Origin of the sequence: uncultured Senegalimassilia sp. (assembly GCF_934630535.1) — a bacterium.
GTDB lineage: Bacteria > Actinomycetota > Coriobacteriia > Coriobacteriales > Eggerthellaceae > Senegalimassilia.
In genome coordinates, this window is sequence record NZ_CAKTVU010000010.1 from 19,376 (window position 1) to 43,892 (window position 24,517).

A 24,517-nucleotide genomic window follows, 5' to 3' on the forward strand; every position below is an offset into this window, starting at 1 on the left:
TTTGGGAAGGCTTCGCCAACCCGCCATGGACGTGCGCGGGTGACTATTGGAAAACGCATTCATTCCCCTGGCACCAACGAGCATCGAACGCGATGCTGTTCAGGGCACCCAGGTATGGTGCAGGCCGCAGCGCCTAGGGCGCACAGGCCTACGGAAAACGCGCTGATGGGGTTTCGCCACCATGTCGGTGGCACGACATCTTTTGCGATGCGGTGGCCCCGACACGATGCAGGAAACGGGCCATCGGCTTGTTTTCCATCACGCAATAATACACGAGAATGTATTTACTGCTGTAAAGAATCTGTTACGCCCCCCTACATCTTCGCATGCTATGTCCCAAGAGCGCGTCTTTCTGCAATAAACGCGCTTTTATGTGGCTCTTTATGAAACCCGTTTCATATCGGGCGGAGGGGCGCCACGGACACGGCACGCGGGGGCCGCTTCCGCTTACCCCCACTGACGTTTTCGCGCTTCCCCTGCCGCCATCTGCATGGTTTCGCCAGCGGCCTGCTAAACGGCCTGTTGGGGTGCCCCCCGCGCAGGCTGCGCGATTTCCGCGTCCTTTGCTGGGGCCGCTCCCCTCGTATTCCCCGGTTCATCTGCTAGAATCGCTTGTGCATCGCTTCTGTGCTTTTTACTTGGGGGAGACCGCCTTGAAACACTTGTACACGCTCCGCGCCGTTGGCCGACGCGCCGCCGCGCTTGCGTTGAGCGCGGTACTGGCCGTCACCTGCATCTCGCTGGCGCCGCTTGGCCTGGCATCCGCCCATGCCGAAGCGGCTGACGTCCCTTCCCAATCCAACGCCCCCGAAATCAAAACCGTGCGCGTGGGCTGGCTGCTGAACAACCAGGGCTTCCAGACCGGCACGCCCGGCGACTACCTGTCCGGCTGGGGCTACGAGTACCTGCAAACGCTGTCCTACTACACCCCCGGCTGGAAATACGAGTACGTCACCGGCACCTTCCCCGAGCTTATACAGAAGCTCAAGGACGGCGAGATCGACCTCATGCCCAACATCTCCTACACCTCCGAGCGCGCCGAGAAGCTGCTGTTCTCGTCGAACCCTCAGGGCATGGAGCACTACTACATCTACGCGAAACCCACCAACGATGCGCTGGGAGCGGGCGACCCGGCCGCGCTCGACGGCCTGACCATCGGCGCCAACCCAGGCGTCGTGCAAACCGAAGTGGGCAAGCAGTGGATCGAGAACCAGGGCATCACCTGCGACTATCGGTATTACAGCAGCGGCAACGAGCTGTTCGACGCGCTTTCCTCCGGCCAGGTGGACGCCATCATCATGAACGACACCATCTCGTCAAACGACGCCATGCCCGTGTTCTCCGTGGGCGAGAGCAACTACTACTTCGCCGTGCCCAAATCGCGCCAGGACCTCATGGACGACATCAACGCCGCCATGACCATGCTCAGAAGCACCAACCCGCGCTACAACGACGAGGTGAAGGCGCGCTACTCCGCGCGCGACAGCGGCTCGGCGGCGCTGACCGGCCCCGAGTCCGCCTGGCTTGCCGACCACGGCAACGCCATCACCGTCGGGTACCTGGACAACCTGCTGCCGTTCTCCAACCAGGGCCAGGACGGGCAGATGGAGGGCTCGCTTTCCGCCCTGGTGGCCACCTTGAGAGAGCAGTTCGGCATCACGGTGAACGAGGTGGCGTTCGAGTCGAACGAGGAGCTGACCGACGCACTGCGCGACGGCAGCATCGACGTGGCCATGCCCATCAACAGGGACTATTGGCTTGCCGAGCAGGCCGGGTTCATCCAGTCGTCCATGATGAGCACCACCTCGCTCGTGGCCATCTACGCAGGCGGCAACCTTGATGACGCGCTGAAGAACATCGCGTACCACGACCGCTCGCTGCTGGACAGCATCGACCTGAAGGTGCGCTACCCCGAGGCCACCATCACGCAATACCCCGACGCCCGTGCGTGCATCGATGCCATCAAGGCAGGCAAGTCGACATGCATGATCATGACCGTCACCGGGCTTGACACGCTGCGCGACCAAGTCGACCTGGGGAACCTTGTCACCTACGAGATGCCCAAGAGCATCGCGCTGGCCTGCTGGCTGCGGCAAGGCGACGCGCAGCTGCTCAGCATCGTGAACAAGGGCATCGTCAACGCTGCCGACGACATCGCGGCAAGCGCGTATTCGCATTATTCCTACTCGGACGATCGATCCGACTTCGCCAAGTTCGTCGAACGTTACCGCGTGTCCATACTCACGCTGATCGGCCTGCTGCTTGCGGGCACGATCGCCGTCCTTGCGTGGTCGCTGCACAGCGCACGCGAGGCACAGCGCAGGGCGCAAGAGGCAAACGCCGCCAAAACCGCGTTCCTCTCCCGCATGAGCCACGACATCCGCACGCCGCTCAACGGCATCCTGGGGCTTTTGGAGATCAGCGACCAGCACCCCGACGACGCCGAGGCCAATAGCGAAGACCGCGCGAAGGCCAAGGTGGCGGCCAATCACCTGCTCACGCTGATCAACGACATCCTGGAGATGAGCAAGATCGAGGACCGCGCCGTGGTGCTTGAGCATGTGCCGTTCAACCTGACGGACCTGTGCCGCGACCTGTACGTGCTGGGGCAGATCCGCGCCAAAAGCCGCGACGTCACGCTGACCACCAGCGGCCCGGACACCTTCGCCTATCCCGACGTGTACGGCAGCCCCCTGCACGTGCGCCGCGTGTTCCTGAACCTGGTGGAGAACTGCATCAAGTACAACAAGCCTGGCGGCACCGTGCACTGCACGGGCGAGATGATGGACCTGGTCGGGGACAAGGTCGTCTACCGCTTCACCGTCAGCGACACGGGCATCGGCATGTCGCCGGAGTTCCTCAAGCACCTGTTCGAGCCGTTCGCGCAGGCCAACGACAACGCGCGCAGCAACTACCAGGGCACGGGCATGGGCATGCCCATCGTGAAGGCACTGGTGAAGAGCATGGGCGGCAGCATTTCCGTGGAAAGCGAGCTGGGGCGCGGCACCACGTTCACCGTGGACCTGCCGTTCACGATCAACCGCTGCCCTGAGAAGGCCGCGGAAGCGGCGGCGGACGCCGCGGATTGCGACATTTGCGGCATGAGCATCATGCTGGTCGAGGACAACGAGCTGAACACCGAGATCGCCCGGACGCTGCTGGAGAACGAAGGCGCGCTGGTCACCACCGCCGCCGACGGCAAGGAGGCGCTCGAGCTGTTCCGCGACAAACCCGCCGGCGCCTTCGACGCCATCCTCATGGACGTCATGATGCCCGAGATGAACGGCTACGAGGCCACGCGCGCCATCCGCCTATGCGACAAGCCCGACGCCGCCGACGTGCCCATCATCGCCATGACCGCCAACGCCTTCGCCGAGGACGTGGAGCGCGCCAAGGAGTCCGGCATGAACGACCACCTGTCCAAGCCGATCGAGCTGGAGAAGCTGAAGGCCACGCTGGCGAAGTATCGGGTGAGGTAACGCACGGGCGCGCGTCGGGCTTGCCGCGTCGGATGCCCAAGCGCCAACTTGCGGCGCGGCGGTAGGCGCGCCTCAGCCTCCTTCCCTACCCCCTTCGCCACCTTCTTCACCTGCGGAAACGCTGATATACCCTACTCCATGCGATTCTTTTGCCCGGGTGTTTTCCCTATTCTTTTCCCTGCTCGCACGTAGCAAGAGAAAAGGAATTCAAGGAGAGGAGAACATGTGAGCGAGAACGAGAATGCGCCTGCGCCGAAGCGCGCGCGGCGCGGGGCCATCGTGGGCGGCGTGGTCGCGGTCGTCGTGGTGGTTGCCGCGATCGGGGCGTTCGTCTGGCACGGGCAGCCCAGCTTCTGCAACGCCATCTGCCACACGCCGATGGACGGCTACCTGGAAACCTACGAGGCGACGCCCGGGCAACCCGCAACCGACAAGTGGGGCAACCCCGTGGCCGACGCGTCCGGCATGCTGTCCGCCGTGCACCGCACCAACAGCAGCGACGCTAACTGCCTGACCTGCCATCAGCCCGTCATGAGCGAGCAGATCAACGAGGGCATGGAATGGCTCGGCGGCAACTACACGCTGGTGGCCACCGACGGCAACCCCGACGGTGTGCTCACCGAGCGCAACACCGACCAGCTGACCGAGGCGCGCGGCGTCGAGGGCGACCAGTTCTGCCTGAACAAGGACTGCCACAACATGACGCGCGAGGACCTGACCGCCATGACCGAGGTCAAGACCGACAACCCCGCCATCAGGATCCGCAACCCGCATTCCTGGCAGCACGGCCAGCAGGCCTGCACCGATTGCCATAAGGCGCACCGCGCCAGCGTGCTCACCTGCACGCAGTGCCACGCCGACATGCAGGTCCCCGAGGGCTGGATTTCCGCCCAAGAAGCGAAACTGCTTCCCAACCAGGCCTAACGCGAAACAGGAGCAACCATATGAGCAATAAGACGTTAAGCCGCCGAAGCTTCCTCACCGGCTTCGGCGCAGCAGGCGCCCTGGCTGCCGCAGGCGCGCTGACGGGCTGCGGCGCCCCCGCCGTGACCACGAAGGAGGACCTGGAGCGCCAGAAGGCCGCCGAGAAGGCCGATTGGTGCGAGAAGCCGGCCGTCCCGCAGAAGGTCGCCGAAACCTTCGACGCCGACGTGGTCGTGGTCGGCGCCGGCAACGGCGGCATGGTGGCCGCCACCACCGCGGCGCAGGCGGGCGCGAAGGTCATCGTTCTGGAGGCGTCCAACGGCCTGGCATGTGCACGCGAGGCCATCGGCGCGCTGAACTCCAAGCTGGCCGGCGAGCACACCGAGGACGTGGCGAAGCTCATCAACTACGCCAGCCAGGTCGAATCCGGCGACATCAACCCGCCGCTGTACCGCACCTGGGCCGAGAAGTCCGGCGAGATGATCGAGTGGATGGCCGAGACGTTGGCGCCGCTGGGAATGGTGTTCCCGTTCGAATGGCACAAGCCCGACGACGAGCATGCCTACTACCCGGCCATGTGCTACAACCCCTGCCTGGGCGAGTACAACCCCGACGGCCCGAACTACACCGCCTACATGCACGTTAAAATGCTGCAGCAGGTGTTCGAGGGCCTGGGCGGCGAGATCAAGTTCCTCACGCCCGCCGAGCAGCTGATTCAGGACGCTGACGGCCGCGTGACCGGCGTGTATGCCACGCAGGCCGACGGCAGCTACATCAAGATCAACGTGGCGAAGGGCGTCATCCTGTGCACCGGCGGTTACGGCGCCAACGACGAGATGCTCGAGGCCCTGCAGCCCGGCGTGACCGACTGGTGCGTCACCGGCAGCGCCACGTGCGAGAAGGGCCAGGGCATCAAGATGGCCCTGTGGGCCGGCGGCCAGCTTGAGGCCGGCGGCGGCTCGATGATCTGGAACCGCGGCGGCATGACCGACGACACCACGTTCGGCAAGCCCTACAACGGCGAGCTGTTCATCATGGGAAGCCAGCCCTACCTGCACGTGAACACGCGCGGCGAGCGCTTCATGAACGAGGACCAGTGCTACCCCATGAGCTACGCCATGGGCTGCAACCAGCCCGGCCACTACAGCTGGGAAGTGTTCGACGGCAAGTACTACGAGGACGCCGAGCGCTTCGATACCTGCGGCTGCTCGCGCATCGTGCCGGCGCCGTCGGGGACCGCGTTCAACGCCGACGTGTACAGCCTTGAAGCGGTCGGCAAGGACAACCTCGACAACTTCTGGATCGGCCCGGCGCTGGAGAAGGGCGTGCTGAAGAAGGCCGACACGCTTGAGGGGCTGGCCGACATCATGGGCTTCACCGGCGAGGAGAAGAAGACGTTCCTGGCCACGGTCGAGCGCTACAACAAGCTGTACGAGCAGGGCGAGGACGTGGACTTCGGCAAGCCGATGTACCGCATGAGCTCCGTGACGCAGCCGCCGTTCTTCGCGGCGCGCATCGCCGGCACCATGCTCGTGACTCTCCACGGCGTGATCACCGACACGAACAGCCAGCCGCTGCGCGAGGACGGCAGCGTCATCGAGGGCCTGTACGTGTGCGGCAACGACCAGGGCGGATTCTATCCACACAACTACCCGAGCAACTTCACGGGCATCAACGCCGGCCGCACGGCCACGTTCGCCCGCATCGCCGCCAAGCACGTCTGCGGCGTGGAGTAGGAAGCGGAGCGCGAGGTGCGGGCGCTCGCGAGGCGCGCGGGGCCGGGGCCCACGGGGCATAGCAGGATTGAGCGATGCCGGATTTGGGTTTGCCCCGCGTGCTTGCGCGCGGCGAGAGCGGGAGCGAACGCGCGGAAACGCTTGCAGGGGGCGTCCTTCGGGGCGCCCTTTTTAGGTTTGGAGAGCGGGAGCGCGCCGCATTGCCGACGTGCCAGCCGCACATGCAAGCGGGGTTCCCACCGTGAGTTTTGCGTGCGACAAGCATTTAGCATGTCGCGCGCTTTTCGTTTTGGGATAGGTTTGCGGGGTGCGATTCGGGATTACAGTTCGTCGCTCATGACCAGGTCGATGAGCTCTTGGCGCGAGTGCACATCAAGCTTCGCGTAGATATGCTTCGCATGCGTGGCGGCCGTGTCGCGGCTGATGATGAGCGCATCGCGGACGTACGGGATGGAGCGCCCGTGCGCCAGAAGGCCGAACACCTCGGTTTCGCGCGGCGTCAACTTATGCTCGCGAGCCAAAAGCGCCACCCGCTGCCCGATGGAGTCCACAGGTTGGGGGTTTTGCGAAGAGGAAGCGGACGCCGAAGAGGAAGCGTTGCTCGCAGCAGCAGCGCCCGCCGCTTGCGCCTCAGAGACCGAGCCCCCTTCGCCTTCCCCTTCCCCACCTGCATTCCTGACACTTTGGGGACGTAGCACTAAGTGTCCGGCCTCTGCTTCGCCAGCTGCGCCTGCGCCCGCCACCGCGCCAGCCGCCGCGCCGGTACCCGTTGTCATGTCCGCACCAGCCGCCGACGCCGCGCAAACCGCGCCTGCGTAAGACCGGGGCGTTTCCCAGGACAAAAACCTGGTTTCGTCGTTGAGCGCCAGCATGACCGCGGCCACCAGCGCGACGATCAACACCGCCGCCACCCCAGACGGCTCGATGGCGCCGGCGCCTATCGCGCCCTGCAGGGGAAACGACACCAGCAGGCCGAGCAAATCGCCCACATGCACGAACAACCAGCCCACAGCATACGACTGCACCGGGGTGGCCGCACCGCGGGCGGCGTAGGACGCGAAGTACATCTGCGTGATGACGCAGAACGCGAAACGCGACGCGATACCCACGCCCGCTGCCGCAAAAGCCCCCGTTTTCGTGCCAAGCACGATGATCGCGGCGAATCCGGCGACCATGAGCGGGCACATCCATCGATACGCGAACGACAGCGACACGCGGCGCGGCCCGGCGGTTGCGGACACGCTGACCACCGCCATGAACAGGGCGCTTACCACGAAGATGATCACGGCATGGGACGCATCGGCCGAGGCCGATGCCCAAAACGAGCCCTCGATGCTCACGAACATGCACGCGGCCAGGATGCCGAAGCCTCCGCGGCCCATGGAGCCGAACGCCTCGCGCAACGGAAGCGGGGCGGCCGGCGGGGACGCGTGGTCGGCCGAGGCCGAGGCGCTGGTTTCAGACCACGCGCGCCAAAGCAGCGCGCCGCTGACCAGCGGAAATGCCGAAACAAGCGCGATCGACGCACCTTGCGGCGCCGCCATGGCCGCAATCGACAGCAGCGCCGCCACGAACGCGGACGCCGGCGCGCACGATTCGACGGCATCTTGCGGCAAACGCGCGTACAGCTGACCCCACATCACCCACATGAGCGCGCTGCCCGCGCCCGTGAGCACGGCCGATACAGCGAACAAGAACGGCGTTGCGGCAAAGCCGTACGCCGGTAGGAACAGCATCGGCGTGGTGACGGTCACCGCCAAAGGCGCGGCAACAACGAGCGCACGGCAGTTCGTCGGCGGTCCGAGCCGACGCTCCGCCGCAACGATGACGACCAACGACACCACTGCGGAACCGACCGGCAGCACGCTCATCGCCAGGCGCCGGGCAACGCCGCCTCCCATCGCATCGACCACCATGGATAGCCCGTCCATGGACCCGGAATAAAACGCGCAAAACACCCAAGCAAGCAGGAATCCCCATCCCAGGCAGCGGGCGTTCGCTTTCAGCTCATCGATCATGATTCCCCTTTCGCTTCGCCTATCATACGGTAAAACACCAGGTGAAAGGAACCACCCTCTTTCGAGCATTGACGCAAGCCGAGCACAGGGAGCGCGTCAGACCCAAAGTGTCCGACGCGCAAACCCGCAGCATCCGATGTGCAAACGGTTAATACCCCGCGCCTCGTGTCAAATGTGCTGGCCTGTCCTTATTCCCCCATCAGTCGGCCTTTCCTCGCTTCCCCGCCAATCGGCTCTCAGCAGCCTCCTTAACGTTCAATGTACCCCTACTTCCCCGCTAAAATGCGGCGGATGCCCTGCATGGAGGACACGTCCTCGAGCACGGCGATTAGCTCGTCGCATTGGTAGAACACTCCGCGGCGACGGTTTCCCATGGGGCTGAGCATCCCCATCTCGCACGCCCTTTCGATGATCGTTGCAGCGGTGCGCGTGGAGATTCCCAGCTCTGCGGCCACGAACGAACCGTTCACCACCGGCTGCTTTGCCAGCAGGTTAGGCAAGCGAAGCAAGGCGGACCCTTTGCGCTCGTGCATGCACTCCGCCCATTCCGCGAACACGCCGTCGATGTCCCGCGCGACCATGTTCCCGACGGCCACCGCAAGCTCAAGCGCGTCGACCAGCTGCTCGACGATCGCAAGCGGATTGCCGGCCTGGAACTGGACGATAGCATCCATGTACGCGTCGATGTTGTGCAAAAGCCCGGCTGAAATGGGCAGACTTGCATGCCGCAGCACGTCGGAGCTGCGCAATATCGCATGCAGAAGGACCCTGCCCGTGCGGCCGTTTCCGTCTATGAACGGATGAATCGTCTCGAATTGCGCGTGCGCGACGGCGGCTTTCGCGATAGAGGGCATGTTGCCGTGATTCATGAAAGAGACCAGGTCATCAAGGCAGCCGAGCACACGGCTGACGCATGGTGGCACAAACAGCGCGCCGTGCGGACTGTACGCGGTGCCGCCGACCCAAACCTGCTCATCGCGCAAGCAGCCGCCGAACGACAAACCTGCATCTTGCCCATCCTGCCCGCCACGCGTGATCAGGGCTTCATGCACCTCGCGGATGCGCTGGACCGAAAGTTCTCCCGAAAAGCCGAGCGCGGCGCGCATGGCCGCAACGTTTCCAGCGATAATGCGGGCGTTTTGCGCCACATCGCCTGACAGCTCGGCCAAGGCAACGTTGCGCACGCTCGACGTCATGTTCTCTATCTGCGAACTTGCCGCCGACTCGCTGCGCAACAGCAAAGCCGGCAAATCGTAGCCGCGAGCCTCCTGCTGCGTATCGAAGCGAACAAGCAACAAGGCGACTTCCTCCATGCGGCTTTGCAATTCGGCAGGGACGGAGATGTCTTTGTCGCGCAACTCAAAGGGGACCGCCGCGCGATACGTTCCGGTGATTTTTCGGCGACGCGACTTCGGCACGCCCTCTAACGCATCGGGATCAACCCGCCACGCAAGCTCTTCGTAGCCCACGGGCTCCCATTGATAGCCCAGCTCGCCGTTGCCACCCATACGCCCCTCCGTTTCGCGTCCATGATGCTTTTGAATAGGGAACCGATGTCGTTTCGTTTCTCTTGTGACTAGTATAACGGAAGCGAATCGCGCTTCGCTTCCGTTAAGTAATGGTTTACGGAAGTGTAATGAGTTTCACTTCCGTTAGATGCACATTTGCGGAAGTGAATTGCGTTTTGCTTTCGTTAGACACACGTTAGCGGAAGCAAATTGCGTTCCCTTCCGTTATTGGTGCAATATTTGAAGCAAAACCGCGTCTCGGGCGTTCTTACACATCGACGAAACTTGTCGGATTTGCAAGTTTCGTCGATGGCATAGTCAAAACTTGCAGCAGATGCAAGTTTCGTCGATGCGATGGTCAAAACTTGCAGCGGAAACGGGCTTTGACAAACGACGGTGCAGCAGTGAGCGTTATCGACTCTCAGCCTGACGACCTTCGCAGCAGGTGTTGCGCGACCTGATCTTTACGGCTTTTACGACGGGTATTGCCCGCACTAAACCTGACGGCTTTTGCGCCAGGCATGGCCTAGCGCAAAAGCCGTCGATTCGTTCGGAAACCCTTAGGCTTCCACTTTTGCGGTAGAACCTGACTGGGTTTTGGTCACGATGATACGCTTGGGGATGTTCGCCTTCAGATCCTCAACGTGACTGATGATGCCCACCAGCTTGTTGCCGCCCGACAGGTCGGACAGCAGGCTGATGGCATTGCCCAGCGCACCCTGGTCGAGCGAGCCGAAGCCCTCATCCACGAACATGGTGTCGAACTCGATGCCGCCGGCGTGCGCCTGCACGATGTCGGAAAGCCCCAGCGCCAGGCACAGCGACGCCTGGAACGATTCGCCGCCCGAAAGCGACGACGCATCCCTGGCGCGGCCCGTGAAGCTATCGATAACGTATAGCCCCAGGCCGGCCTTCGAATTGCCCGTGGACTCCGACCAGCGAACCAGCTCGAACTGACCCGCCGTCAGCACCCGCAGGCGTTGGTTGGCCGCCGCGATGACCTTGTCGAAGTACATGCCCTGAACGTACGCCTCGAAGCGGACTTTTGCGCGCCCGGTCAGGTTGCCGTTCGCGGCATCGGCCATCAGCTTGATCCGGCCGTAGCGCTCCTCGATATCGCCCGCGCGCTTCAGCGTTTTGCGCAGCTGCTCAAGGCACTCCCCGTTCGCGGAAACGCGCAGGTTCACGGCGCCAAGGTGCTCGTTGGCCAGTTTGCCCTGCTCCTCGTAGTCGCTGCGTTCCTTTGCCGCTGCGGCAGCGTCGCCGGCAGGCAGCTCGGCCAGCTGCTTGTCCTTCGCGGCCAGCAGCTCGCGTTTGGTTGCAAGTTGCTGCGCATTTTGCTCGACCGCCTGCTGGGCCGCATCACGCCTGCGCTTCAGGCCATCCGCCCGCTGACGCAGCCGCGCGGCCTCGGTTTGAGCCGCCTCGAGCGAGGGGAAGTCCAGGTCGGCGCGCAGATGCTTCGCCTCCTGCTCGGCAAGCTGTTGCGCCTGCGTTTGGCTTTGCAGCGCCTCCCCGGCCTTGCGCGCCTGCTCAGCCGCCTGTTTCGCGGCTTCTTCCGCAGCCTGCTGGTCGCGTTGAGCGGCGGCGAACGCGGAGACCGCGCGTTCGGCATTGTTCAGCTCGGTTTGCGCAACACCTGCATCATGCTGCGCGTTCTCGAACGCACGCTGGGCTTCGTCCACGGAAACGACCGCCAGGCGCTCTTTAAGAGCGCGCGCTTCGGCTTCGAGCGACGCGTAATCGCGCTCCGCAGCCTGGCGAGCGTCCTTGACCTGCAACAACGCCGTTGTAGAACGCTCATGCGCCGCCTCAGCGTCGGCAAGCGCCTTCGCAGCGTGCGCCGCCTCGTCGCAACGCAGCTGCGCATCGGCTTTCGTGCGCTTTGCGGCCGCAACGCCATTGCGCGCCTGCTCAAGAACTTGCGCGATGTTCTGCTCGCCGCCGTGCTCCTTGTCAAACTCACCGAGCGCCAACCGTGCAGCTTCGCAGCGGGCCTTTGCGCCCTCGGCTTCGCGCGCCGCCTGATCGACCGCCTTTTTGGACGCAGCCTCGACGGCCGCTGCTTTGTCGATCTGATCATCGCTCGGGATGCTGCCCGCCGCCTGCGCCGGCATGGGATGATGCACCGAACCGCACACCGGACAGGGCAAACCATCCTGCAAATCTGCCGCAAGCAGACCCGCACGACCCGCACGCTGGGCCTTTTGCAGCTTCTGCACCTGCGCCAAGTCCTTATCATGAACGACTTCCGCAGCTTTGAGCCGCTCGACGGCACGAAGGTGCGGCTCGGCCGCAGCCTGAGCCGCCTGCTGCAATTCGCCGCGACGCTGCACCGCGCGGGAAGCATCCTGCTCCGCACGCAACGCGCGATCGAGCGCGGCGCCCGCTTCGCTCAGCGCAACGTCAGCACCGGCGAACGACTCGCTTGCCGCCTTCGCCTGCGCAACCGTATCCTGCGCTTTGCGTTCGGCCGCAACCAGCGACTCTTCCTGCTCCAGCAAGGTTTGCACCTGCTTTCGGGCCTTTTGCGCCGCCGCAAGCTTGGCAGCAAGGTCTTTTGCGCCCGCAAGCGCCTCGCCCGCGGCATTCACGCGCAGCTGCGCCGCATCGAACGCCGCCTGCGCCTGCGCCTGGCGAACGTCCGAGCCCGCAAGTTTCTCCACGGCCTGCGCCGCCTGCGCCCGCTGCTCTTCCGCCTTGCCGGCAGCTGCCTGAGCAGCCTTGGAAGCCCGCTCAGCACGCGACAACGCTTCCTTCGCAGCCGAAAGCCCCTGATCAGCACGCTGCAGTGCCTGATATTTCGCAAACGTCCCCTCGATAACCGCCGCGCGCTCGGTTGCCTCCAGGCGCTCGGCATCGTGCGCGCATTCCTGTTGCAGCGCCGCCTGCAAACCTTCCGTCCGCCCCTCGTGCTGAGCGACCTCTTCGGCAAGCGCCGCGCGTTCCTGCTCGTAACGCGGACGGTTCTCCACCTGCTTCACCAGCGCGTTAGCGTCCGCCCATTTGCGACGCAACGCCTCCACCTGCTCGCCCAGCTGCGCAGACTCCGCCTTATCGCACGTCAAAAGCCCCTCAAGCAGCTCGACCAGCCACGCGCCCATGGGCGCCCCGCTGCGACGGCGCTCGTCAAGCTCCTCCTTGCGCGCATCCTCTGCCGCAAAACGGACGGTTTGCGCGCACCGCAAAACCTCGCTTTTCAGCTTCTCGTTCTCGCGCTCGAGCTTGCGGCACTCCTCGCCCAGGCGATCTTGCAGCATCTCGTACTTTTGCGTGGCGAACAGCTTGCGGAAAATGCCCTCGCGCGTTGCCGTGTCGGCCGTGAGCAGCTTGCGGAACTCGCCCTGCGCCAGCATGACGATCTGCTTGAACTGGTTCGCGTCGATGCCCAGCAGCTCTTCCACCTGCATGTTCACCTTGCGCACGCCGCTGATGCAACGCCCATCGGGCAGCTCGATCTCAGCGTTCGCGGGCTCCTTCGTGGTGCCTTCGCCGCGCTTCTTCGCGCGCTCGTAATCGGGATTTCGCTTCACGCGATAGGTTTGTCCGCGGTAGGAGAAGTCCAGTTCAACGAACGTTTTGCTCGCGGGATCGGCGAAATCGCTGCGCAAACTTGCGGAAGACCGGGCGCCGTTTCGGCTGTCGCCGCTTGCCTCGCCGAACAGCGCGAAGCAGATGGCGTCGAAGATCATGGTTTTGCCCGCGCCCGTGTCGCCGCACACCAGGTACACGCCCGAGCGTCCAAGCGTTCGAAAGTCGATTTCCGTCTCGCCGGAATACGCCCCGAATGCGGACATGGTCAGCTTCAGCGGCTTCATTTCGCACCTTCTTCCTGCCCATCGGGGCCTTTTGCGGCCGAATCCTCAACCTTCGCGATCAGATTGCGCGCGAAATCTTGCTGCTCATCATCCAGGGGATTGCCCACCTGGCTTTCATAGAAGGCGCCGAACAGCTCCAACGTGTCCATGCTGTCGGGGTCGGCCGTAAGCGGGGTTTGCGGGCGATCGATCAGCACCGTCACGTTGTCATAGTCCAGCATCATGGCGTTAGGGAACACCTCGTGGATCTTCGCCATGGCATCCAGCTGCGGATGCTCGTCGGAGAGCGTGATGTGCAGATAGTCCTGCGAGGCATCGCGCACCGCGGCTGCCGGAGAATTCGCTTCGCCATCCTGCGCAGCCGCATCACCGCCGCTATCGGCCAACGCAGCCGCGTCGCCAACGCCATCGGCCTGCGCCGCTTCGTCGCCAATGCCGCCAACGAGCACCCCGGCACCCGCCAGCGAACCGCCCGCTGCCGCACCCATCGCCAGCACATCGGCCAGCGTGCCGCGCACCTCGCGCACGTCATGCAGCGGCACGAGCGGAATCAACTCGAACGACACGCATTCGCCCACGTCGTCGCCCGGTTTCTTCTCCCCCAGCTCAACCAACGCCACGCTCTTGCCATACCGCGCTTCGCTAAACGAATACTTCAGCGGCGACCCCGAATAACGCACGGTGTCGCGCCCCACGCGCTGCGGGCGGTGCACATGCCCGAGCGCCACGTAGTCGAACGCGCCGTATACCGACACGTCCACGTTGTCCATGCCGCCCAGCTTGATCTCGTCGTCGGCGCGATCGGGCGCCGTGCCGTACGCTGTCACTAGCTGGTGCGACAGCACAACGTTGCGTTTGCCCTGATCGATATCGCATGCACCCAACACCGCACGCAACGCGGCCGAATAGTCATCGCCGATTTCCTCATCGGGGAAGAACCTGCGCACATCGCCGGGCTTCAAAAAAGGCAGCAGCCAGAACTCCACCGGCCCGTGCTCATCCTCAAGCTCAACCCGCTCGACCGTACCCGCATACACCGGAGGCAGGCAAACGCCCTGCTTCTCCAGCAGCCCCTGCGCGTACGCGATGCGCTCGGCGGAATCGTGGTTGCCGGGAATGGCCAGCACACGCAAACCCGCCGCCACCGCATCGGTCAAAAACGCGTCGAACACGGTGACCGCCTCGGCGCTAGGCGATGCCTTGTCGTAGATATCGCCGGCAATCAGCAGCACGCTGACCTGGTGCTTCTCCGCAATATCCAATATCTGCCGCAGAATATAGCGCTGATCGTCCAGCATCGACATGCCGTTAACGCGCTTCCCGATATGCAAATCGGAAACATGCAGCACCTTCATACCGCCACCTTCTCTCAAGCCTTAACCCCGAGCCATCCCATCACGCCGACAACGCTGACCATGCCGGCCGCCCAGCAATGCAACATCCCAGGTCAACGCTGGATTTTATCACTGCAGAATCATTGCTTCCCTCGCGTGATTCTGCAGCACATCTACGAAATGCAGGTTTTTCACAGCCGTCTTTCCGACGAAATGCGGAATTTCTAAAGCCGGAAATCCTACGAAATGCAGATTTTTTACCATCAGCCCTTCAACAGGACGGCGGCGTTTTCCCGAACAGCACGCCCGAGCGTAAGCAAACGCTGCTCCGAAAACACAAAACCATCCACCTGCCGCCCCACGCGCGCCAACGCGGCATTGTCGAACGCGAAATCATGCAAACGCTCAAGCTGCGCTCGCTGCTGCGGACCCAAAGCCGCACGAGCCTGCTGATAAGCCGTCGGGCCAAATGCACCGGGTGTGACAACAAAGCGTTCACGCAGCAGCTCCCTAGAAAGCGCTTCCGCGCCGTACTGCGGCAACAACGCTAAGTTGTTATCAAAAACGGGCGCAAAACCCAGCACACGTCCAGTGCGATTGTCGCGAAACACGCCATAATTGCCCATGTGGCGATCAGGGTTCATAATCACCGCGTCGAACACTAACATGGACCGGAACCGCTGCGCAGCCTCTTCGCCAAGTTCATCGAAGAATGCCAACGCGCGCTCCAGGTTCATCCCGTCTTTCGCATCGCGATCAAGCATATAGGCGAACGGCACGAACGACGTTTCCGCATCGTTCATCAAAACACACGTCGAACATAGGCGCCCTTGCCAAACGTCCAGGTCATACGCAACACGCGGCAATCCCATGGCAGCGGCAACCTGGCTTGCCAAGTACTCGGACACAGGTTCAAGCCCCAAGCCATCGGCGTGCGCCGCCTTATAAAGCACGCGCTGCCCGTTCGCAACGCGCCACGTCTTCGGAAACGACCCCGACGGCGACAACTCGCTGGGAATACCGGAACCCACCTGGCTTGAAGGAATGCGTCCCGTGTACGCAATGATGGAAAGTACCGTATCGAAGCTGTTGGAAAACAGGTTATACTCGGCGAAGCAAGGCCGTTCACCTGCGGGAACAATGCAATAGGAATCATTGATCGACATGCCCTTCGTCACATCGATGATTCCTTTCGTGTCGGAAGCCTGCAACCCGAACGGCGCAAGGATGCGCTCAACGTACGCGCGATTCTTCGGGATTCTGCGCGAATCCAGGAATCGCCGCAACTCGACATCGTTCGAGCAGCCCACCAGGTTCATAGGCAGCAGACGCTCCGCCCCCGGCTCTACGCGCAAGCCGACGGCGCAAGACTCGCCAAAACAGTTCGTCTCGAACACGAACGAGGCGATTCGCTTGTCGAACAATCGTATCTCGTAATCCTGCGACGCCATGTTTCTCCAAACTGCTTTCCGCTGACCTACCAGGACGAACGCACCCTTCTCGCCTAGCCCGCACGGCACACCCGACGCCCAATGCATCTCGCGCACTCGGCACACCCTTTGTGTTGGCCGCGCACCGCACCCAGCACGCCCAGCACGCCGAGCGCGCTGCGCGTTCGCCCCGCTTCGCCGGTTGTTACTCTTCCAAGTCGAACAGGCTCTTCATGTCCGTTTCCTTCATAGGCGAGCCGGAGGAGGGCAGGCTTGCCGCGCGGAACTTCTCCACGCTGGCGGTGCCGCCCAGGAACTCCTCGGCCGTGCCCACCATGGTCACGATGCGGCCGTTCTTCGCGGTGAACGCCTGGACGCCCTGCGTGCTGTTGGTGGTCTTGGTTTTCAGCAGCGACGTGTTGAAGTTGATCAAGCGCTGATCGCTTGACACCAGGGCCAGGTCGCGGTCCTCTTTCAGCACAGTTGCGAACAATAGCTTGCTACCGCCGTAGATGGCGTTCTTCAGGCGCTTGCGATTGGTCTTCGTGACGTAACCCGCCAAGGCCACGCGCGCCACGCGGCCGTTCTCGAACACGAACAGCACATCGGCCTTGTAGTCCTCGGGATCGATCACCCAGGTCACGCTCTCGTCGGGGTCCATCCCCAGGTCGGTGGGCAGGTATGAGCCCAGCTGCGCCGACTTGGTGTCCTCGAACTGCGCCACCTTGCACTTGTACACCTGGCGCTGGTCGGTGAACACCAGCAGCTCGTGGGTGTTCGACGACGGGAACTCGATGAAGGGCTCGTCGCCGTCCTTGTACTTCAGCGTGGTAGCCTTGCGCAACACACGCTCGGTCATCTTCTTCAGATAGCCGTCGCGCGAGAGCATCATGGTAACGGGGTATTCCTCCACCTCGGGCTCCAGGCTGACCTCCACGATGTCGCCCGGCTCAACCAGGCCGGTTTTGCGCGGCGTGACGTGCTTCTTGTTCACCGCGGCCAGCTCGTCGCTGATGACCTGCTTGATCTTCTGCTCGCTGGCCAGGACCTCCTTCAGCTCGGCGATATCGCCTTCCAGCTTCGCGATGTCCTTCGTGCGGTTGAGGATGTACTCCTCGTTGATGTTGCGCAGCTTCAGCTCCGCCACGAACTCAGCCTGCACCTCGTCGATGCCGAAGCCCTTCATCAGGTTCGGCACGACCTCGGCCTCCAGCTTGGTGTTGCGGATGATGGCGATGGCCTTGTCGATGTCCAGCAAAATGGCCTCAAGACCATGCAGCAGGTGCAGCCGGTCGCTTTTCTTCCCCAGGTCGAAGCTCATGCGGCGTCGCGTGGAATCCACGCGCCACGCAACCCACTCCTGCAGAATCTGGCGCACGCCCATAACGCGCGGGTACCCGTCCACCAGCACGTTGAAGTTGCAGGAGAACGAATCCTGCAGCGTGGTGGAACGGAACAGCTTCGCCATCAGCAGCTCGGGGTCCACGCCTCGCTTCAGGTCGATGGCGATGCGCAGGCCCGAAAGGTCGGTCTCGTCGCGGATGTCGGCGATCTCGCGCACCTTGCCTTCTTTCGCCAGCTTGACGATGCGCTCGATGATGATGTCGGTTTTCGTGGTGTAGGGGATCTCGTACACCTCGATGATGCGCTCGTCGGGCAGGTAGCGCCAGCGCGAGCGGATCTGGAAGCTGCCCAGGCCCGTGTTGTAGATGCGATCCATCTCCTCGCGGCGGTAGATGATCTCGCCGCCGGTGGAGAAGTCGGGCGCAGGCATGTATTTCTGCAGGTCGCAGTCCGGGTCCTCAAGGAAGTGCATGGTGGCTTCGCACACTTCGTTCAGGTTGAAGCCGCAGATGTCGGAGGCCATGGCAACGCCGATGCCCTTGTTCGCCGACACCAAGATATTGGGGAACGTGGTGGGCAGCAGGCGCGGCTCCTTCATGGCGCCGTCGTAGCTGTCCATAAAGTCGACCGGGTCCTTGTCGATGTCCTTGAAGATCTCGGCGCAGATAGGGGAAAGCTTCGCCTCGGTGTAACGCGAGGCGGCGTAGCTCAGGTCGCCGGAGTAATACTTGCCGAAGTTGCCCTTGGATTCCACGAAGGGCGTGAGCAGGGCCTCGTTGCCCGTGGCAAGGCGCACCATGGTCTCGTAGATGGCCGAATCGCCGTGGGGGTTGAGCTTCATGGTCTGGCCGACGATGTTGGCGCTCTTTTGGCGCGCGCCGTTGAGCAGGCCCATCTTGTACATGGTGTACAGAAGCTTGCGGTGCGACGGCTTGAACCCGTCGATCTCCGGGAACGCGCGGGACACGTTGGTGCTCATGGCGTAGGGCATGTAGTTCACTTCGAGGGTTTGCGTGATGGGCTGCTCCAAAACCTCGGAGTGCAGGCCGATCACGTTGGGGTTGTCCACATGCTTTTTCTTCGGTTGTGCTTTGGTCTTTCTTGCCACGGTCTCCCCTTGATGCGAATGGGCGGGCGCCGTCTTGCGCGCGCCCGCCGGTTTAGATCTTCAACAGCCTTGCGAAAGGTGCCTTATTGCAGGTCAAGCTGGTCGAGGTATTCCCTACCGTGCTCGGCGATGTGGCGCTTGCGGCCCTCGTCGTCGTTGCCCAGCAGCAGGTTGAACATGATTTCCATACGCTCGACATCCTCGGGCTCCACCTTGATCAGGCGGCGCGTCTCGGGGTTCATGGTGGTGAGCCACATCATGTCGGGATCGTTCTCACCAAGACCCTTGGAGCGGTTGATGGAGCACTTTTGCCCGTCGATTTCCTTCAGGATGTTGTTCTTCTCAAGATCGGTGTAGGCGAAGTAGGTCTTCTCCTTGCAGTTGATCTCGTACAACGGCGATTCGGCGATGTAGACGAATCCCTCGCGGATGAGCGTGGGCACCAGGCGATAGAGCATGGCCAGGATTAGCGTGCGGATATGGTAGCCGTCGACGTCGGCGTCGGTGCAGATGATGACCTTGCTCCAGTTCAGGTTGTCCAGATCGAAGGTGCCCAGGTTCTTCATGCGGCGGTCGTTGACCTCCACGCCGCAGCCGAGCACGCGCAACAGGTCCATGATGATCTCGGACTTGAAGATGCGCGGGTAGTCCTCCTTCAGGCAGTTGAGGATCTTACCTCGCACCGGCATGACGCCCTGGAATTCGGCATCGCGCGAGGTGCGAATAGCGCCTGCTGCCGAGTCGCCCTCTACGATGTAGACCTCGCGGCGGCCCTTGTCCTTGGAGCGGCAGTCGATGAACTTCTGCACGCGGTTGGCCATGTCGGTCTTCTGCTGCAGGTTGGTCTTGATGCTCTGGCGCGTCTTCTCCGCGTTCTCACGCGAGCGCTTGTTGATGAGCACCTGCTCCATGATCTTGTCGGCGGACTCTTTGTTCTCGATCAGGTACGTACCCAGGCGCTCCTTGAAGAACGCCGTCATAGCCTGCTGGATGAAGCGGTTATTGATGGCCTTCTTCGTCTGGTTTTCGTAGGACGTCTGCGTGGAGAAGCAGTTGGTCACGAGCACCAGGCAGTCCTGCACGTCCTGCCACTTGATGGCGCTCTCGTTCTTGTTGTATTTGCCCTGTTGCTTGATGTAGGCATCGATTGCGCTGGTCAGGGCGCTGCGTGCGGCCTTCTCCGGCGAACCGCCGTTTTCCAGCCACGACGAGTTGTGGTAGTACTCCTGCATCTGGAACGTGCGCGAGAAGCACAGGCACGCGGTGATCTTCACGTTGTAATCGGGCAGGTCGTCGCGGTCGCGGCCACGGCGATCGGCCTGGATGAAGAAGGGCTCGGTCAGGTAGTCGTGGCCCACCTTCTCCATCACGTAGTCCTCGATGCCCTTGGGGTAGCAGAACTCCTCTTCAGAGAAGACGCCTTCCTCCCCCTCGATGCGCAGACGGAACGTGACGTTGGCGTTGACCACCGCCTGGCGGCGCATGGTTTCGCGATACCAGTCGTCGGGGATGTCGATGGCGGTGAAGACCTCCAGGTCAGGGCGCCATTTGATGGTGGTGCCGGTGCGCGCCTCGTCGGTGGGCTCGACCTGCAGCGCCTTCTTCTTGGCGCCGACGACCTTGCCCTTCTTGAAGTGCAGCTGGTACTTGTTGCCGTCGCGCCAAACGGTGACGTCCATGTATTCGGAAGCGTACTGCGTAGCGCACGAGCCCAAGCCGTTGGTGCCCAGCGAGAAGTCGTAGTCGCCGCCCTGGTTGTTGTCGTATTTGCCGCCCGCGTACAGCTCGCAGAACACCAGCTCCCAGTTGAAGCGCTTCTCGGTGGGGTTCCAATCCAGCGGGCAGCCGCGGCCGTTGTCCTCCACCTGGATGGAGCCGTCGGCGAAGGCAGTGAGGGTGATCAGGTTGCCGTAGCCCTGGCGCGCCTCGTCGACCGAGTTCGACAAGATCTCGAACGCGGCATGAGCGCAGCCATCTAGGCCGTCGGAGCCGAAAATGACCGCCGGACGAAGACGTACGCGCTCCTCGTCCTTCAACTGGCGGATGCTGTCGTTACCGTAATTGACCGTGCTTTTTGCCATACCGTTCTTTCGCTTCTCGTATTCCCCTTGTGGTGTGTCTACCGCAAGTTACCACAAGGGTTGCCCGCCCCACAGCAACATCACGGCAAAAACATCGTACACCTGTTCGCTGATTTAAACAAGCGACTGTGCAGCAAACGCGAAAAGCGCCTTACAGCCCCGCCTTCGCCAGTTCGTCGAGAAGGGCGACCTTGCGCGGATATCTCGCGCGCAGCTCGTCGGCGACCTCTTGGGCCGCATCCTTGCCGCCGGGAAGCTCGAGCAGCCGCACAAGCTCCTTCGTCTTGCGGCGGTAGCCCTTGCGGTCATGCGCTTCCTCGAAATCCCTCAGAACACGACGCTTGTGCCACGCAAGAACAAACGGCGCATCTATCTGCAGCAACGCATCTTGATAACGCTCAACGTCGAAACGTTCCTCGGCTTTCGCAATCTGATAGATGCGCTCCGGCATGCCCTCCGCCAGCAGGCAATCGCATAACGTATAGCGATTCGCCATTCCCGCAAACAGCTCCTCGCGGGCCTGCGACCACGATTCCGCCGAGACCGTAGCTTTATAGCGCGCCAGCAGCTCAGCCGCCGACGGCCCGCGAAACGGGAGCTGTTCGGCTTGCAGCATGGCGCGCAGCAGTTCGCGCAGTTCAGCGTCCATACCGCATTCGGCATACGCATCGAGCAGGCACAGGCGAACCAGATTCATGCCGCCTGGACCCAGCCGGCCATCGTTCGTCCCAGCCTCCAAATCCGCAACGGCCACGCACGGCTCACCGGCTCGCGAGCATGCGTCCGCAAAAGCCACGAGCACGCTCGAGTCGTCGAAGAACGGGTGCGCGAACTCACGCAGCGCGGCAACGCCCTCCCCCAACGACTCCATGGCCTCCATGCGCGCAAGCGCCCAGCGAGCCGCCTCGTAATCGGACGTCGTCTTCGTTTCCGGATTCTTTTGCGCCAAGCCGGGCCACCGCCTCCGCAACTCCTCGCGCTCGTGCTGCGCACGAAGACGCAGACAGGCAATCCGTTCGTCGGCTAGTCCAACGATTTCCGCCGCGAACTGCGAGTTACCGGCGAAAAGCCGCGCGGGGATGAAGCGCAACTCGGGAGCGATCAGGTCGTCGAAGTCGCCTTCGCGCTGAGCTCCTTCTATTTTGTCCGCCAATTTGCAAACGTCGCGGATCCGCGCCGGCACGCAATCCGCCGGCGTAGCGGAAAACGCCTGCTCATAGTATGCGTTCAGCATGTCCATCGTTCCGGTGACGAACCCGTTCGAATCATCGATATGAACGCCCCGGAAATGCATGATCGCCACATCCAACAGGGCGAACAGCGCATCGGCGTCGCCGCGCTGCGCCGACGGCTCGAGATACGACTCGAGCACGTCCTGATAATCGACCTCAAAACCCCAGGAATCGCGATAGTCGATAAAGCCACCGCGGGCATACTCCTTGCGAACCGCCGCTAACTCGGAGCGAAGGATTTTCTTCCGCACGGCAAAATCCTGCTTGCCGAAGCGAGCGGCGAAACGCATCGCCATACGCTCATCGCGTTGCATCTCGTCAAGGAGAAACGCGCGAACATCAGCATCAGAAGCCCCGGCGAGCGCATCCGCAACCGCAGGCGGTATACGTGGCTCGGTCACCCCACCGCACAAGCCGGAAGAAGCCGATTCAAACCCAACGCTTTGCGCCATAGCAAGTCCTTTCGCACCGAAACCACAGCACGCCCCAAAGCCGCAAGCCACTCGAGAAGAACATGCCGCCAGTATACCCGCACATCAACGAATGACACTTCGGAGACGTAGCATTAAGTGTCCGGAACCAATGGCGCACGCCGGACGCGAGCCCGGACGAATAACCCCGCGTCCCCGAAGCGTCAGAATTCGGCCGATTGCGAACGAAACGACGATGAAGCGATAACGGAAACCGACAGCAACCGGAGAGACGGCAACCCCGCGTTCACCGGTATCTCGAGATACCTCAGAGTTAACTCAGGAATTCTGAGTTAACTCACAATTCCTGAGTTAGTTAAGACATATTTTCTGAGTTATACCTATTTCCGCAGGTCATCTGCCAACTATGCATATCAGGATTATCCCATTATATAAAATGCATCTGGACCGTTCTTTTCCTTTTTCAGCACACCTTGTCGTATCAACTTGCTGATTTCGTAATACGCCTTTTGCTTCTCGACATGAAGCAAATCGCTCACATCAGCCGTCGTCACTCTTCCCTGGCTCTCAACAAGCTTCATAATGAGTTCCGAGTACCTTAGCTTGTCAATTTCGGCTTGCCGGACGTACTCTTTCGCTTTCCCCGCTTTTCTGTACACGTGCGAACTCAGCATATATACACGATTCCGACCCGTTCCAGACGTCTCCAGCAATCCCGCCTCCACTAGCATCTCGACCGTTTGTCGCAGTCGAGCCTGACGCATGTCTATCTGAGATTGCATCTCGCCAAGGGTTAAACGTCTAGCATTTCGAACAGCATCGAGAACGAGTAGCGATTCAAGGGACAATGACAACCCGGTTTTTTTCGCCTCCGACGCCAGCAAGCTGATAAAAACCTGATCGGGCTTGCTCCTAGCAAGATACAGCGAAACACGCGTCGTGTTCGAATCGGAGTAATCCGGAGCCGGGCGGCCGTATTGCAGCGAACCTTCAAAAATCCTGTCAATACCTCTTCCCGTGCGCTCCGCCAAACCCACGCGCTTCAACGCGTCCATTAGACATTGGTTTCTACCCCGGGGATCGGCGGTCAGCAGATTATCCACCGATATCCCTTCGATAAAACCTCCAGGATTGGTTATCGTAAGCCCAGAATCATCAATCAGGATTCTTACTTCTCCCAAGACTGAATAATCCCTATGCCCAAACGCGTTTACTATTGCCTCGCGTATCGCACGCTTATCGAATAGCGGAACCGGCGCGCTATATACGCCTATAGCTATTTCGGTTACAGGGTTCCAAGGCTCAATATTGTCGAACAGCCGCTCTATGATGCTGAGAAGGGGGGCGTTTGATGCTATATTCACCTTCACGTCCGTTCCTTGTAACACCTGAAAACTGGCACCATGAGTGGGTACAAACCTTTTCAGAGAGTCAGTTTTTCCTAGAAGAAGCATGCCCGTTAACGTAGGGACGCTTTCGCCGCTCACGTTTGCCGTTAGGGACAGCGCTCGCTCGAGCTCTTCATCAGGCAGTTCTAAGAGCGTTTTATCCCCTCCGCTATACTTTTCTATAATCGCACGAAGTCTCTCGCGCTCTAAGACATCAAAATCCTCCCTTGTTGCATCGGGAATAGGTTGAGCCGAAAAGTCCAGTCGACCCAAATCGGTCAACCTCGATGTGATTTCATAGGGGAACATGGGCACGGTCTCAGGTTCGCCATTTGGCTTCAGCCGGCGGCGCAGCACTTTTCCAGACGACGTGGCAACGACGCTTTTCGATTGCGCAACCTCCAACCTTAGCACCGGCATTTCGTAATCAAGAAGCACTGCCCTAACCGAAAGCGGCGGCACCGTTCTCCCCGCAATCAATGCCGCAATACGAATAACATCCCGATGCGCGGGCTGAACTCCGGTTATTTCCCCATTATCCTCCACGCCAATATACAACTCGCCACCATCGGTATTGGCAAGGGCAACGATTTCTTCCACGATAACCGATTCGCTAATCGTTTTGCGATCGCTCTTAAATTCAACCGTTAGCGATTCTGACATCGAGATATTCGACATGGCAATCT

Annotated in this window: 12 protein-coding genes; 3 read left to right on the forward strand and 9 right to left on the reverse strand. The window is 61.7% G+C overall.

Going from position 1 to position 24,517, the window contains the following annotated elements; translation table 11 throughout:
* The first annotated feature begins 653 nt into the window (after positions 1–653).
* The 3 genes from Q0D52_RS06640 (at position 654) to Q0D52_RS06650 (ending at position 6,139) form a co-directional block, all read left to right on the forward strand.
* Entirely contained in the window at positions 654–3,479 is a 2,826-nt protein-coding gene (locus Q0D52_RS06640; protein ID WP_294381164.1) for a transporter substrate-binding domain-containing protein, read from the forward strand.
* Between the two features lie 225 nt (positions 3,480–3,704).
* A complete protein-coding gene (locus Q0D52_RS06645) occupies positions 3,705–4,403 on the forward strand; it encodes a cytochrome c3 family protein (RefSeq protein WP_294381166.1) in 699 nt (232 codons plus the stop codon).
* Between the two features lie 20 nt (positions 4,404–4,423).
* Entirely contained in the window at positions 4,424–6,139 is a 1,716-nt protein-coding gene (locus Q0D52_RS06650) for an FAD-dependent oxidoreductase (protein ID WP_294381168.1), read from the forward strand.
* Between the two features lie 320 nt (positions 6,140–6,459).
* Here the strand turns inward: Q0D52_RS06650 and Q0D52_RS06655 are convergent, their stop codons facing one another.
* From Q0D52_RS06655 to Q0D52_RS06695, 9 genes are all read right to left on the reverse strand, one after another.
* Positions 6,460–8,157: a helix-turn-helix transcriptional regulator gene (locus tag Q0D52_RS06655; RefSeq protein ID WP_294381170.1), complete on the reverse strand. Its 1,698-nt coding sequence runs from the start codon at positions 8,155–8,157 to the stop codon at positions 6,460–6,462.
* Between the two features lie 266 nt (positions 8,158–8,423).
* Positions 8,424–9,665 carry a Fic family protein gene (locus tag Q0D52_RS06660; protein ID WP_294381172.1) on the reverse strand — a complete coding sequence of 414 codons (1,242 nt, stop codon included), beginning with the start codon at positions 9,663–9,665 and terminating at the stop codon, positions 8,424–8,426.
* 560 nt (positions 9,666–10,225) lie between these two features.
* Positions 10,226–13,483, reverse strand: coding sequence for an SMC family ATPase (locus Q0D52_RS06665; RefSeq protein WP_294381174.1), 3,258 nt, complete (start codon positions 13,481–13,483; stop codon positions 10,226–10,228).
* Positions 13,480–14,838, reverse strand: coding sequence for an exonuclease SbcCD subunit D (locus Q0D52_RS06670; RefSeq protein ID WP_294381175.1), 1,359 nt, complete (start codon positions 14,836–14,838; stop codon positions 13,480–13,482). Before Q0D52_RS06670 ends, Q0D52_RS06665 begins: the two co-directional genes overlap by 4 nt.
* A gap of 242 nt (positions 14,839–15,080) precedes the next feature.
* A complete protein-coding gene (locus Q0D52_RS06675; RefSeq protein ID WP_294381176.1) occupies positions 15,081–15,995 on the reverse strand; it encodes a HipA domain-containing protein in 915 nt (304 codons plus the stop codon).
* 457 nt (positions 15,996–16,452) lie between these two features.
* The gene (locus Q0D52_RS06680) at positions 16,453–18,699 is read right to left on the reverse strand and encodes a DNA gyrase subunit A (RefSeq protein WP_294381178.1); all 2,247 of its coding nucleotides are present in this window, start codon (positions 18,697–18,699) and stop codon (positions 16,453–16,455) included.
* 83 nt (positions 18,700–18,782) lie between these two features.
* Positions 18,783–20,780 carry a toprim domain-containing protein gene (locus Q0D52_RS06685; RefSeq protein ID WP_294381180.1) on the reverse strand — a complete coding sequence of 666 codons (1,998 nt, stop codon included), beginning with the start codon at positions 20,778–20,780 and terminating at the stop codon, positions 18,783–18,785.
* Between the two features lie 151 nt (positions 20,781–20,931).
* A complete protein-coding gene (locus tag Q0D52_RS06690; protein ID WP_294381183.1) occupies positions 20,932–22,464 on the reverse strand; it encodes a hypothetical protein in 1,533 nt (510 codons plus the stop codon).
* A 398-nt stretch (positions 22,465–22,862) separates the two neighbouring features.
* Complete coding sequence (locus tag Q0D52_RS06695) at positions 22,863–24,509, reverse strand: ATP-binding protein (RefSeq protein WP_294381184.1); 1,647 nt, start codon at positions 24,507–24,509, stop codon at positions 22,863–22,865.
* Positions 24,510–24,517: the final 8 nt, after the last annotated feature.